Raw genomic sequence first — 12,913 nt, 5'->3', positions numbered from 1 at the left:
ACTCCGTTTTTTAGCGGGAGACAGGGGCGTGGTTTGTCCGTTCGTCTCGCTTGTGGAGGTGGCTGGTGCCGTCGGTGCTCGCTTTGTTGGAAGCCCGGGAGATGAGAGTTCGGGAAAAGCTCGCGCGATTGCGGGAGGAGGCCGAGCGGGTGCAGGCCGCGCTCGGCGACGCCGAGCGCGCACTTCAGCGGCTGGTCGATGCCTGGGTGACGGTGGCCGAGGTGCTGGCCGGGCCGCTGTGCGTGGTCACGGAGCCTGCGCGGGGCGCGGTGGCAGGGTCGACGGTGCCCCGGCGGGAGACGGGCATGGCGATCCGGACCCTCTCGCCGGACTATCAGCGAATCTTGTTGTTGCTGGAGTCGGAAGCGGGCCGGGAGGGCATGTGCTGCCGGCTGCTGGCCGTCGCGCTGGGGCTGGAAGCGGTCCCGGCGAAGGTCGAGGGGTCACGTGGTTCGCCTCGGCCTACGACAACGACGACGTGCTCTTCCGGGTCGTCACGCTGATCCAGATCGCCGGTGTGCTGGTGCTCGCGGCCGGGGTCTCCCGGGCGTTCGAGGACCACGAGTACCGGGCGGGGGTGGTGGGCTATGTGATCATGCGGCTCGCCTCGGTGTCCCAATGGTTGCGCGTGGCCAGGTCGAGTCAGGGCAGGGAGCGCAGGGTGGCCCTGCGGTACGCCGGCGGGGTGGTGCTGTGCCAGATCGGCTGGGTCGGCCTCGTGGTCCTGCCCGAGGACACTCTGGTCGCGGTGTTCGTGGTGATGGCGGTCCTCGAGATGTGCGTGCCGGCGTACGCGGAGAAGGTCCAGCCCACGTCCTGGCACCCGCGCCACATCGCCGAGCGGTACGGGCTGTTCACGATCATCGTGCTCGGCGAGACCATCGCGGCTGCCACGGTCGCCGTGAAGACGGGCATCGACGAGCAGGACGCGCTGGGCGAACTGCTGCCGATCGCCGCGGGCGGGCTGCTGATCATCTTCGCCGCCTGGTGGATCTACTTCGTGGTGCCGATCCACGGTCATCTGAGATCCAACAGGCAGGCGTTCCTGTGGGGTTACGGCCACTACGTCGTCTTCGCCTCGGCGGCCGCGATCGGTGCGGGTCTGGAGGTGGCGGTCGAGCAGTCCGTGGGCAAGGCGCATATCTCGACGCTGTCCGCGTCGGCGGCCGTGACCCTGCCGACGGCGCTGTATCTGCTCACTGTCTGGGCACTGCACGCGCGTCACTTCAAGGTGGGCATCGCCCAGCAGCTGGTACTGCCGACTGCGGCGCTGCTGGTGATCTGCTGCATGTTCCTGGGCGAGTGGGCGGTGCTCTCGGCCGGTCTCGTCTGCGCGCTGACGGTGGCGACCGGCGAGACACTGACGGCGCGCACGACGGCCCGGGAGCGCGAGACGGCGGTGGGAGCGCCGTTCGCCTGACCGGCCCGGTCCGGACGAGACCGGCCCCATGACAGTTGACGCTCGGTCAGATGTCGTGGGGCTGCGGATGGGGCACGCGACGCGTACCGGCGACGGTTGGCTCACCGGCACCACGGTGGACGTGCGCGGCGGCCGGCCCGGCACCAAGGAGACCGACGCGCTCGATCCGCGCAACCTGGTGCAGAAGGTCGAGGCGATCGTGCTGACCGGCGGCAGCGCGTACGGGCTCGACACGGCGTCCGGGGTGATGGCCTGGCTGGAGGAACAGCGACGCGGGGTGCGGGTGGGGGGATCCGGCGCATGTCGTGCCGGTGGTGCCCGCCGCCTGTGTCTTCGGCCTCGGCCGCGGCGGCTCCGGGCCAGGCCGGACACGGCCACCGGACGGGCCGCGGTCGAGGCGGCCGCGGCGAGCGAGGCGGGCGCCGCGGTGCCGGAGGGCTGTGTGGGCGCCGGTGCGGGAGCCACCGCGGGGCCGGTCAAGGGCGGGATCGGCACCGCGAGCACGGTGCTCGACTCGGGGGTCACGGTGGCCGCGCTGGTGGTGGCCAACGCGGCGGGGTCGGCCGTGGAACCTGGGACCGGGGCGCTGTACGGGGAGTTGTCGCAGGGGCGGGTGAGCTGTCCGGCGCAGGACGTCCACCGGGCCGCGCGTCTGGCCGAGATCGCGGCACTGCCAGTATTCGCCGAATGGATGGTGCCATGGAGGAGGTCCGGGGCCGATCGTCAGCCTCGGTCAATCTGATGCGCTCGGGGATCCAGCTGGCCAGGGAAGACACAATCCACGGCATGGTGACCGCGGTGAGGGCGGCGAACCCGGGCCAGTCGTTGTCGCGGCGGAATGCGCACGCCACAGCGATGAGCCCGGCCGCGATCCACGTCGAGGACCACAACGCCATCGGGCGCCAGGGCCAGCAGCAGGCGTACGCCGCGGGTGTCTGGCAGCCGTTCGGCGAGCTGCCCGGCCCCGTACAAGCCGACGAGGGAGCCGAACAGCAGCAGCGACGCGCCACGGCGCCCGATACGGCAGATCAGCCGTCGGCTCACGGACTCCGGCGCGCGCAGTCATGCGAGGACCGGTCTTCACTCGCTGGCGCCCCCGCCGCTGACCGACCACCAGAAGGCGGAGGACCCCGGCGAACACACCTCGCCGGGGTCCTGCAACTTCAAGATCAATCTCACCGGTAACCGCTGTACCGATGTTCCAACTGCCGCCAATTGCATCGGATGCGAACTCGCGACGGTTCGCGATTCGTCGTCGCGGGGAGCCGCTCTCCCCCTTCGTGATCAGGGTCGTTGGGCTCAGAACGCGGTAGCGACGGCAGCGACTCGCGGTGTGTGATCGCCAGGCGCCGTCACTCATGCGACTGACTGACCAGCAGATCGCTCATCGGCTCGCATCTGATGCGGTCTTCTCGCATCCAATGCGAGTGACGGAGGGTGGTGACCCGGAGCGGATCGATGTCTCGGCGCCGGGCCTTCGCTCTCCGAGCTGATCAACGACCTCGGTGTCCCGACGACCGCCAGCCGGGCCGCAGCGATCCGCCAGCAGGGGCTGTTGCCCGCCCCCGTGGTCGCCGACGCGCTCGGCTACCACCACGTCACCACAACACGCCTCACATCCGAGGCCGGTGGAACCTGGAGCCGGTACGCCTCCGGCGACCACCCGCGGTCACTAGCAGGATGGGTTCCGCGAGGAACTGGCGACAGCTGAATAGGCGAGCCCACCAGTAAGTACCAAGGCCGGTGACCGCCTCATGTTGGCGTCGCTGATCGCGAGTCTGCGGTGCTGCTGCCCGGTCCGGAGCAGTTGCCGGTGCGCTTCGTCGAGCACCACCTCGTGGTCCGGGCCGCGCATCCGCCCCGGCGTCGGTCGCTCAGGCGGCGAGGGCGGTGCGGCCTGCGGCGTAGACGCGGGCGACCTCGACGACGCGCTTGCCGAGCTCGGCGGCGGTGGCTATGTCGGCCTTGTGCACGCCCTCGGCTCCCTGGTCCATGTTGCTCTGGGCGGCGGCGCCGAGAAAGAAGCCGAGGCGGTTGAGGTCGTTCTCGGACGCCGTGGAGGTGTTCCAGCCGGGCATCAGGCCGAGGCCGACCCAGTGCATGTGGTGCTGCGCGGCGAGCACGGTGAAGTACTGCAGGGTGTTGAGCTTGTCGCCGCTCTTGCCCCCGGCGTTGGTGAAACCTGCGGCGATCTTGTCCTTCCACGTCTGGTTGAACCAGCGCTTGGAGCTGGCCTCGGCGAAGGCGTGGAAGACGGCGGAGGCGGTGCCCATGTAGGTGGGCGAGCCGAAGATGATCGCGTCCGAGGCGTCGAGCAGGTTCCACTGCTCCTCGGAGATCTCCTCGACGTTGATCAGGTGGGCGGTGGCGCCGGCGGTGGTCACCCCATCGCGGACGGCCTCGGCGATGACGGCGGTGTGGCCGTAGCCGGAGTGGTAGGCGATGGAGACGACAGGGGTGGTCACGTTACTTGCTCCTTCGGATGTGCATGTCGGGCCGCGCGGGATCCGGGCCGCGGGGCCCTTGAGTACTCTTTGCTCAGCTGGCGTTGAACGCCTCGGCGACGGTCAGGGTGTCCTCGTACTGGTGCAGGCGAACAATCCGGCCGTCCTCGACCGTCAGGTGCATGGCCGTCGGTGTGGTGAACTCCTTGCCGCTGGCTGCGACGGTGTGTGTGAAGGCCGCCAGCAGCACCACGTCACCACCGTCGACGATGATCCCCTCCGGCACGGCCTTGCTCTGGCCGTCCGTGAAGTGCGACCACATCGTGGTGAAGTACGGTGCGACCTCCTCCCGGCGGGTACGGCGCCCGGTCCAGGGCAGCGCGTCGCTGCCGGGGACGTGCCAGTCGATCTCCTCGGCGAACAGTTCCTGGATGCCGTCGGGGTCATGCTTTGCGAGGCGCTCCACGAACTTCTTGGCCACGGTCCGCGGGGTCTGCGTATCTGTTGTCATCGTCCTTGTCCTTTGTCTCTTCGTTTGCATCAGGTGTCGGTCGGGCCTCAGCCCTGGAACGGCAAGTCCGGTCGAGCCCCTGGCCGGCATGGCCCGCGCGGCGCGTGCCGCCTTGCCGGTCCGGTGCCTCAGGCCCGGCCGGCCTGCGGGTTGGTGAACATGTGGTTGCCCGCCACCGTGTCCTTCGCGGGCACTTCGTCCTGCAGGACATCCCAGTGCTCCACCACCAGGCCCTCCTCGAAGCGGAAGATGTCGACCGCCACGAGGGGCGTCTCGGTGCTGCCGGAGTACCTGCCGTGGATCACGACCAGGTCTCCCTCGGCGATGATCGCTCCCGGCTCGTACCGGACGGCGTCGGGCAGGTCCGCGATGAACGTGCGCAGCCCGGCCCTGGCCGGCGGGATGACCGGGCTGTGCTGGATGTAGTCGGGGTGCAGGTACCGGTCCAGCGCGGTGAAGTCCTTCGAGTTGAACGCGGTCGTCAGGAATTCGAGGACGGCGGCCTTGTTCCGCTCCGTCTCCGTCTTCGTTCGGCTCTGAGTCATCCGTCCTCCACAGGTTTGCCGACTGACACGGCTTTATTGACCGACTGGACCACAACGGAAACATGAAACGGTCCAGTCGGTCAACAAAACGAGGAGCGTCAGGCGATCCCTCCGTGCCGGCATGGAAGGCTGGGTTGCCGACCATTGTGGTCCACCTGGACCACAATGAGGTATGGTGAGGTCATGGGGCGAAAACGAGGCTTCGACGAGACCACCGTGCTCGATGTCGTCCGCGACCGGTTCTGGACCACCGGATTCGACGGCACGTCCACCTATGACCTCATGGATGCGACCGGCCTGGGCAAGGGCAGCATCTACAAGGCGTTCGGCAACAAGCACGACCTTTATGTGCGCGTCTTCTCCGACTATTGCCAGGGCCTCGTCGCCCAGGCCCGCGAGGAGCTGCGGGAGGGCCCGCACGCGGTGCTCACCTCGCCGATGGCCCGCCTGGAGCACTACGTTGTCTCACTCACCGACGCCTTCGCGACCGAGTCGCCCCGCCGGGGATGCTTCCTCAGCAAGGTCACCGCGGACCGCGCCGGAGAGGACGACATGGTGGCGGGCACGGCCCGTCGCGCGTTCGAGGATCTCGCCGGCGCCCTCGCGTCCGCGATACGCGACGCCCAGGACGCGGGAGAAGTGGCCGAGCATGCCGACGCCACGGCCCTGGGATATCTGCTGCTGAGCGTGATCAGGGGCATCGACAACATGGCCAAGGCGGGCGTCGACGCCACGACGCTCCGGCAGACGGCCCAATCGGCGCTGGAGCTGATCCCCAGGGCGGACGCACCGAACGTGCGGCGCTGACATTCCCCCCTCTCGTCCGACGACGGACATGCAGCGGCGGATATAAGCAAAATGTGTAGTTTGACTGTGTAGAAGAGCTCGCCGTCTCTCACCGGGAGTCCCTATGCGTGCCATCCAGATCACCCAGTTCGGAAAGCCGGAGGACGTCGTACGCGTCGTCGATCTCCAGGAGCCGAACGCTCCCGGCGCCGGCGAGGTCAAGGTCGCGGTCGAGTTCTCACCGCTGAACCTGCACGACCTCAAGGTCGTCAGGGGCGAGCTCGGGCGGCCACCGCTCCCGCTGGTCCTCGGCAACGAGGGTGTCGGCCGGGTTGTCGAGGCGGGCCCCGGCGTCGACACGCTCGCGGCGGGCGACCTGGTGGTTCTGCCGCTGTTCGCCGGTGCCTGGCGCGAGCGGCTGCTGCTGCCCGCCGACGGGCTGTTCCGACTGCCGGAAGGCAGCCTCGAGCAGTTCTCGATGCTGGGCAGCAATCCGCCCACGGCCGGTCTGATCCTGAGCGAGTACGCCGACCTGAGGCCCGGGGACTGGATCGTCCAGAACGCCGCGAACTCCGGCGTCGGACGTTCCCTGATCGCCCTGGCGAAGGCCCGCGGATTCCGGACGATCAACTTCGTCCGGGACAAGTCCGTGTTCGCCGAACTGACCGCGGCCGGCGCGGACATCGTCCGCCTCGACGGCGCGACGGCGGTCGAAGAGGTTCGCACGGCGATCGGCGATGCCCGGGTCGGGCTCGCCGTCGACTCGGTGGGCGGCGAGGCTCCCGCCCGCCTGCTCGACCTGCTGTCCGAGGGCGGTGCGCTCGTCAGCTACGCCTCGGCGACCGGACAGCCGATGTCCGTCGACGCACTGACCCTGATCGGCAAGCGCGCGACGGTACACGGATTCTTCGCCGGCCATTTCGACTACGCGACAAAGGTGCTCCCCGTCATCCGCGAGGCCGCGCCCCTGGTCGCGAGCGGAGCCCTGTTCGTTCCGCTAGGTGCCGTGTTCGACCTCGATGACATCCATACGGCGATCGAGCAGGTCGTCCGCGGCGGAAAGACCCTGCTCAAGGTGGCCCGGTCATGACGATCTCCGGAGGAACTCGCACCGTCGCGGGTCCCGCGCGGACGCGAGCCGAGCCGTAGCAGGGCGTTCGAAGCGGCATCAGGGCCATTCCGCCGGGGACGATGACAACCCGGCGCCTGGCCTGACCTGCCGGAGCTCTCCAGACCACCGCGTGCACGCCGGCAACGCGCGCCACGGGTTTCCACCGTGGGATGTAGATCCACTGATCAATAGTGCTCACCCTCGCCAGGCAAACCGCCGCTCATTCGCGCGTTCGGTGAGGGGCAGCCCCCGCCACGAGAGAAGTATCGCGATGCCCGAACTGTCCTACGAAGTCCTCGTCTCTGACGGCGTTCCCCGGAAGATCGATCTTCAGCTGCCGAACGGCGACGGGATCGTGTCCTCCCCGATCTCATCCACCCTGATCACCGGAGAACGCGACGCGGTCCTGGTGGACCCGCCGCTCACTCACACCCAGATCGCGCAGGTCGCCGAGGGCTTGGCGCGCTCAGGGAAGCGTCTGGCGTACGTCTACGTCACCCACGGCCACCCCGACCACTGGTTCGGCACCGCGACGCTGCTGGAACGGTTCGGCGACGCCGACAGCGTGGTGTACGCCACCGAGGGCACCATCCGGCAGATGCGCAGCCAACTGGAGAGCAAGGACAAGGGGTTCGCGAAGACCTTCCCCGGGGTCCCGGAGAACACCCCGGTCCTCGCCGTGCCCGTGCCGACCGAGGGATTCCGGCTGGAGGGCCGAGTCCTCCGGGCCGTCGAGACCGGTCACACCGACACCGACGACTCCAGCGTCCTGCACGTGCCGTCGATCGGTCTCGTCGTCGCGGGGGACGTGGTCTACAACGGCGTGCACCTGATGATGCTCGAAGGCGGTGACGGCGGCCTTCAGGCGTGGCTTGACGGCATCGACCGGCTCGCCGCACTCGATCCGCGCCACGTGGTCGCCGGCCACAAGAAGGCAGACCTGCCCGACGACCCGAAGATTCTGGACGAGACCCGGCAGTACCTGCGCGACGCGATCCGACTCCTGGCCGGCAAGCCGGAGCCGCTGGAGTTCTTCGAGGAGATGTCGAAGCTCCACGGTGACCGGCTCAACCCGGGACCCCTTTGGTACAGCGCCCTGGGCCTGCTCGCCTGAGCCACGCCGCGTCGCCACCCCGCGAAGACAGACGCATCACCTCAACGAAATACGGAGGTTGCCGACATGGCCACCCGCATGAAGATCGCGATCCTCGACGACTATCAGAACGTCGCGACGAGAAGGGGTGAGCCCGCCGTGAAAGCCGCCGGAGCCGGAGGCGGCAAATCTTGGTGATTAACACAGTTTAATAGACAAGCGTAAATATTGTCTTATATGTGTTGTTTGCGCTTTGATGGGTCGGGTGTGGCACCAGAGTCGACACGTCCGGGAGCCGAAAGGCCGATGCCCGGAATGAAGGACGGTGCTTCTCGGGTACGCGGTGACTAACTGCGTGGCCTGTCTTCAGGAAGGTCGGTTACGTCGTGGTGACTGCCGCCTCGGGCTCCGAGCGGGATTGGAATGCGCTGGCCGCGCTCTTCCGCCGCCTGGCGAAGGACACCGCAGCCTCTAGCGCCATGCTGTTCCTCCTGTCCCCCGATGAGCCCGTCCTGCGGTTGTCGATGCTGTACGGGACGTCCTGGACCGTTGCCTTTCCATGGGCACGGATCCATGTGGAAGAGGCGATCCCAGCTGCTGAGGCAACGCGGGAGAGGCGCTTGATCTGGGTCGGTGACTCCGGGATGCTGGCTCTGCACTATCCGCGTCTCGCGCTCATGGTGCCCGAGCACGCGGTGGCGGCTGCCCCGATCATCGCCGGTGAGACTGTGCGGGGTGCGGTCTGCGTGTTGTGGCCCCCCTCGCATCCCCAGCACCTGAACGCGGAGGAAACAGCAGCCATCGACACGTACTGCCACCGCGCGGGCCGGCTGCTAGAGCGCACGACGCAAGACGGTCATCCGCTGCTGCCCGGCAACCGTCCACTGACCCTGGATACGGACCGTTCCAGCCCCCCTGACCAGACCGAAGCCATGGCAGCCTACGACTACGCCATCCGCCTGCCAGGAGCAATGTCCCTGGATCTGGACGGCAGGACCACCTTTGTCAGCGATGCCGCAGGCGATCTACTCGGCGTGCCCGCCGCCGACCTGCTGGGCGCACGACCGTGGGAATGTATGCAGGCGCTCGGCGCTACCGCCCTTGAGGACCAGTTCCGTGCCACCGTCATCAGCCACCGGCCCGCTCACTTCACCATCTGGCACCGACCTGACGCACGTCTGTCCTTCGAGCTCTACCCCAACGCCACCGGTGTCAGCGTCCACATGGCCGCCCTCCCCCACGCCTCACCGGCCAGCCAGACCCATCACATCCGTTCCCTTGTGGAGCAGACCGATGCAAGGCCATACCACCAGCTGATGCATCTGGCGGCGGGCCTCACAGAGGCAGTGCGCGTGAAAGACGTGGCCGAGACCATCGCCAATCAGCTCCTGCCCGCCTTCGGGGCCGCCGGCCTGATCCTGATGACCGTGTCCGAAGGACGGCTAAGCGTCGTCGGTCAGCGCGGCTACAGCACCGAATTCCTGTCCGCCTTCGACGGCCACTCACTGGCCTCCGGCACCCCGCCCGCGAAGGCCCTGACCGGTCACAGCCCCCTCTTCTTCAGCAGCTTCGCCGAGTTCAAAGAGACCTACCCGGACGCTGTCCAATACGGCACCAGGAACGCATGGGCATTCCTGCCGCTGGTCATCCGAAGCCGGCCGGTGGGAATCCTCGTCCTGTCCTTCGACCGGACGCGGCACTTCCCGCCGACGGAGCGAAACCTCATGGTCTCCATGGCGGGACTGGTCGCCCAAGCCCTGGACAGAGCCTGTCTGCACGAGGCCAGGGACGATCTCGCCCGGACCCTGCAGACCGGTCTGCTGCCGCAACGGCTACCCACCGTTCCCGGCCTGCTCGCCGCCGCCCGCTACCTGCCCGCGGCCCACGGCATGGACGTCGGCGGCGACTTCTACGACCTCATCCGATGCGGCACCACGAGCGCGACAGCGGTCATCGGCGACGTCCAGGGCCACAACGTCCGGGCCGCGGCCCTGATGGGCCAGTTGCGTACCGCCGTGCACACCCACGCCATCGCCGGCATGGGTCCGGACGATCTCCTGACCCGCACCAACCAGGTCATGTGCGACTTCGATCCCGGTCTGTTCGCCAGCTGCCTCTGCGTCCAGCTCGATCTGAGCCGGCGCCGCGCCCTTCTCGCCACAGCCGGACACCTTCCACCCCTGCTGCGCCAACCGGACGGCACTACCGAAGCCCTCACCCTCCCCCCGGGACCGCTGCTCGGCATCGTCACGGACGCCGACTACCCGCTCGTGGACATCCCATTGGCCACCGGCACCACTCTGGCCCTCTACACCGACGGCCTTGTCGAAGCGCCGGGCATCGACATCGACCATGCCGTCGCCGCCCTCACCAGCCGATTCGCCCAGGCACCGGGCCATGACATCGAAGGCCTCACCGAAGCCCTTCTCGGCGACGCCCTGCACAGCCCGCGCACCGACGACATCGCCATGCTGCTGGTCCGCGTCACGAACTGAGCCACGACCGCGGACACGCCCATCCGTCACAACACCCGCCGGAGTCGTGGCGAGGCTCCGTTGAGCTCGACTTCCGTCAGATCGGCAGCCTCTCCCGCGCAATTCGACCTTTTTCCGCATGGGGAACCCGGCCTGCCCAGCCACCACCAGGCTGGCCCGCTACAAAGATCACGCGCAGGCTTGTGGTCTTCGAAACGGAGAATCGCCCGTGCATCTCACTCGAACCCGATACGAATGCATCCCCGGGCGAAATGCGCCGGCACGGTGAGCCGTTCGAGCGGGTGAGTGGCAAGGTGGGCCCCGTCGAACGGGGGAAGATACTCGAACGACGGCTCGCCCGCCGGCAAGTAGTCATGCGAAGGCACCCTCGCGATGGCCCCATGGCGAGGTCCACATACCGCGCTGGTAGCGGAAGTCACGGATCTCGTCCGGGACAGCCTGCAGCAGTAGGCCCGCGAACGCCTGAGACGGTCCCGTCAGGGAGACCCCAGCGGCTGCCCGGCACCGCTCAGGGGGCCGACCAGAACTTCGTGCCCTGCCTGACCGGAGGTGTAGGTGGCCTCCTCGCCCGCGCGGTCACCGCCAAGCCGGCTGAGGCAGTCTCCAGAAGCTGTTCGAGTGCGTCAGGGACAGCCGGGACGGAACCGCAAGGGGGAGCTCAGATTGGGCGTTCTTCCCGATAAGGAGTGCGGACGCGGCATGCGCTGAGTACGGGAAGTTCCATACGGCGGATTCCCACCAGCCCACGCTCCGGGAGGACACACAGACCCGCTCCAACGTCCACAGATTAGCCTCGAAGCCATGCGCCTGGGCGCCTTGCTCCAGCGCGGTCCGCACCTACTCGACCTGGGCATCGTCCAGCTTGGGCGGACGACCCGTGGCCGGGCACCGGCGCAAGGCATCCATGCCGCCCTCCTCCCACACCCGCTTCCACCGCCGCACACTCGGCACTGACCCCCAGCATCCGTGCGATCTCGGCACTCGAGCGTCCTTGCCCAAACAGCTCGGCCGCCCGTACACGCCGGGCCTCGGCCAACTGCGGCCGTGTCAAAGGAGGAACCACAGGCTTGGAGGCAACAGACGAAGGCTTGAAAGACACAACATCAGGGTCCCGCTAACGAGGCCGCCACGCCCAGAGAACCTAACGAGAAACTCAGTGACCGTTGTCGTATCGATCTTGGTGAGCATGAGTGCGATTGCAGGTACTCGGCTGGGTGATCTTGCGGCCTGTCGCGCATGAATACAGGACCCCTGGTGCAGCTCGAGGTTGTCGAGACCGCAAGCATGCCAGGAGGCCCTGTTACCGCAGTTGTACGCCCTCGCGCTGGGCAGGAGCCGTGCCGGTAGATCAGGACTGAGTCAGGAACGGGTAGTCGGTGTAGCCCTCGGCGGTGAAGGCGTAGAACAGCTCGGGCCGTGCCTCGTTCTCCGGGTGCCCGCCCCTCCACCGGGCGACCAGGTCCGGGTTGGCGATGACCGCGCGGCCGACGGCCACAGCGTCGACGAACGGCGCTTCCAGCAGCTTGGCCGCGCTCTCGGCGGTGATGGCGGGGGCCATGAAACCGCCGTTGACGACCAGCTTGCCGCCGAAGTGCTGCTGGAGTTCCTTCACGAGGTCGCCGGCGGGCTCGGCATAGAGCACCGACAGGTAGGCCAGGCCGAGCGGGCGCACCTGCTCGAGCAGGTGGCCGTAGGTGGCCAGGACGTCGTCGTGGTCGGGCTCGTGGGCGTCCTGAATGTTGTGCGCCGGAGAGATCCGCAGGCCGACCCGGTCGGCGCCGACGGCCTCGGCGACCGCGGTGACGACCTCGATCACGTACCGGGCGCGGTCCTCGGGGGTGCCGCCGTACTCGTCGGTGCGCTCGTTCGAGCCGGGCGCGAGGAACTGGTGCAGCAGGTAGCCGTTCGCGGAATGGATCTCCACACCGTCGAGGCCGGCGTCGATCGCACGGCGGGCCGCGGCGACGTGATCAGCCACAGAAGCCTTGATCTCCTCGGCGGTCATCGCCTCCGGCACCGCGTACGGCAGCTTCTCCGCACCGACGTGCAACTCACCGTTGACCGCGATCGCGCTCGGCGCGAGGACTCGGCGTCCGCCGTTGAGCTGCGGGTGGCTGGTGCGGCCGCCGTGCATGAGCTGCATGACGATCTTGCCGCCCTCGCCGTGCACTGCCTCGGCGACCCGGGCCCAGCCGGCGGCCTGCTCGTCGCTGGCGATGCCGGGCTGCCCGACGTAGGACTGCGAGTCGAAGCTGGGGTAGGTGCCCTCAGTGGTGATCATGCCGACGCTCGCGCGCTGCCGGTAGTACTCGACGAGCAGGTCGCCGGGGGTGCCGCGCTCGCCGGCGCGCATCCGGGTCAGCGGAGCCATCACGACCCGGTTCGCCAGTTCGATCTTGCCGAAGGTGGTCGGCTCGAACAGGCGAGAGGTCGAAATGTCCACTGGAAGGGTGTCCGACATGGTGGTTCCTTTGGCAAAGTCGAAAGAGTGCGGGCGGGGATCTCGCG

10 protein-coding genes and 1 pseudogene are annotated in these 12,913 nt (G+C 68.1%); 7 read left to right on the top strand and 4 right to left on the bottom strand.

What is annotated here, in order from left to right:
* Positions 1–65 precede the first annotated feature (65 nt).
* The 3 genes and pseudogenes from ACZ5K7_RS45090 (at position 66) to ACZ5K7_RS45080 (ending at position 2,162) form a co-directional block, all read left to right on the top strand.
* Positions 66–503: a hypothetical protein gene (locus ACZ5K7_RS45090; RefSeq protein ID WP_468923787.1), complete on the top strand. Its 438-nt coding sequence runs from the start codon at positions 66–68 to the stop codon at positions 501–503.
* Positions 446–1,420, top strand: a pseudogene (locus ACZ5K7_RS45085) (low temperature requirement protein A); the annotation flags it as partial. The gene ACZ5K7_RS45090 and the pseudogene ACZ5K7_RS45085, both read left to right, overlap by 58 nt.
* Before the next feature lie 28 nt (positions 1,421–1,448).
* Positions 1,449–2,162 (top strand): P1 family peptidase, encoded by a 714-nt coding sequence (locus ACZ5K7_RS45080; protein WP_468923784.1) that lies wholly within the window; start codon positions 1,449–1,451, stop codon positions 2,160–2,162.
* A gap of 1,132 nt (positions 2,163–3,294) precedes the next feature.
* Here the strand turns inward: ACZ5K7_RS45080 and ACZ5K7_RS45075 are convergent.
* From ACZ5K7_RS45075 to ACZ5K7_RS45065, 3 genes are all read right to left on the bottom strand, one after another.
* Complete coding sequence (locus tag ACZ5K7_RS45075; protein ID WP_468923781.1) at positions 3,295–3,885, bottom strand: flavodoxin family protein; 591 nt, start codon at positions 3,883–3,885, stop codon at positions 3,295–3,297.
* 73 nt (positions 3,886–3,958) lie between these two features.
* Positions 3,959–4,375, bottom strand: a complete 417-nt coding sequence (locus ACZ5K7_RS45070; protein WP_468923778.1) for a nuclear transport factor 2 family protein — start codon at positions 4,373–4,375, stop codon at positions 3,959–3,961.
* A gap of 128 nt (positions 4,376–4,503) precedes the next feature.
* The gene (locus ACZ5K7_RS45065) at positions 4,504–4,920 is read right to left on the bottom strand and encodes a nuclear transport factor 2 family protein (RefSeq protein ID WP_468923775.1); all 417 of its coding nucleotides are present in this window, start codon (positions 4,918–4,920) and stop codon (positions 4,504–4,506) included.
* Positions 4,921–5,103: 183 nt separating this feature from the next.
* Between ACZ5K7_RS45065 and ACZ5K7_RS45060 the strand changes: the two genes are divergently transcribed.
* The 4 genes from ACZ5K7_RS45060 to ACZ5K7_RS45045 all read left to right on the top strand — a co-directional run bounded on the left by ACZ5K7_RS45060 (position 5,104) and on the right by ACZ5K7_RS45045 (position 10,405).
* Entirely contained in the window at positions 5,104–5,727 is a 624-nt protein-coding gene (locus tag ACZ5K7_RS45060; RefSeq protein WP_468923772.1) for a TetR/AcrR family transcriptional regulator, read from the top strand.
* A 103-nt stretch (positions 5,728–5,830) separates the two neighbouring features.
* Positions 5,831–6,796, top strand: coding sequence for a zinc-dependent alcohol dehydrogenase family protein (locus tag ACZ5K7_RS45055; RefSeq protein WP_468923769.1), 966 nt, complete (start codon positions 5,831–5,833; stop codon positions 6,794–6,796).
* A gap of 292 nt (positions 6,797–7,088) precedes the next feature.
* Positions 7,089–7,931, top strand: coding sequence for an MBL fold metallo-hydrolase (locus ACZ5K7_RS45050; RefSeq protein WP_075032050.1), 843 nt, complete (start codon positions 7,089–7,091; stop codon positions 7,929–7,931).
* Between the two features lie 365 nt (positions 7,932–8,296).
* The gene (locus ACZ5K7_RS45045) at positions 8,297–10,405 is read left to right on the top strand and encodes a SpoIIE family protein phosphatase (protein ID WP_468923765.1); all 2,109 of its coding nucleotides are present in this window, start codon (positions 8,297–8,299) and stop codon (positions 10,403–10,405) included.
* Positions 10,406–11,753: 1,348 nt separating this feature from the next.
* Here ACZ5K7_RS45045 and ACZ5K7_RS45040 read toward each other — a convergent pair.
* Entirely contained in the window at positions 11,754–12,866 is a 1,113-nt protein-coding gene (locus tag ACZ5K7_RS45040; protein WP_468923762.1) for an alkene reductase, read from the bottom strand.
* Positions 12,867–12,913: the final 47 nt, after the last annotated feature.

This window comes from Streptomyces sp. NPDC031497, from assembly GCF_055580905.1.
This window is presented reverse-complemented; position numbering and strand designations above follow the sequence as displayed.

Excerpts from the sequence above, each read along its gene's own strand:
- ACZ5K7_RS45080 (WP_468923784.1), top strand. The coding sequence starts at position 1,449 with ATGACAGTTGACGCTCGGTCAGATGTCGTGGGGCTGCGGATGGGGCAC.
- ACZ5K7_RS45070 (WP_468923778.1), bottom strand. The coding sequence starts at position 4,375 with ATGACAACAGATACGCAGACCCCGCGGACCGTGGCCAAGAAGTTCGTG.
- ACZ5K7_RS45065 (WP_468923775.1), bottom strand. The coding sequence starts at position 4,920 with ATGACTCAGAGCCGAACGAAGACGGAGACGGAGCGGAACAAGGCCGCC.
- ACZ5K7_RS45060 (WP_468923772.1), top strand. The coding sequence starts at position 5,104 with ATGGGGCGAAAACGAGGCTTCGACGAGACCACCGTGCTCGATGTCGTC.
- ACZ5K7_RS45055 (WP_468923769.1), top strand. The coding sequence starts at position 5,831 with ATGCGTGCCATCCAGATCACCCAGTTCGGAAAGCCGGAGGACGTCGTA.
- ACZ5K7_RS45050 (WP_075032050.1), top strand. The coding sequence starts at position 7,089 with ATGCCCGAACTGTCCTACGAAGTCCTCGTCTCTGACGGCGTTCCCCGG.
- ACZ5K7_RS45040 (WP_468923762.1), bottom strand. The coding sequence starts at position 12,866 with ATGTCGGACACCCTTCCAGTGGACATTTCGACCTCTCGCCTGTTCGAG.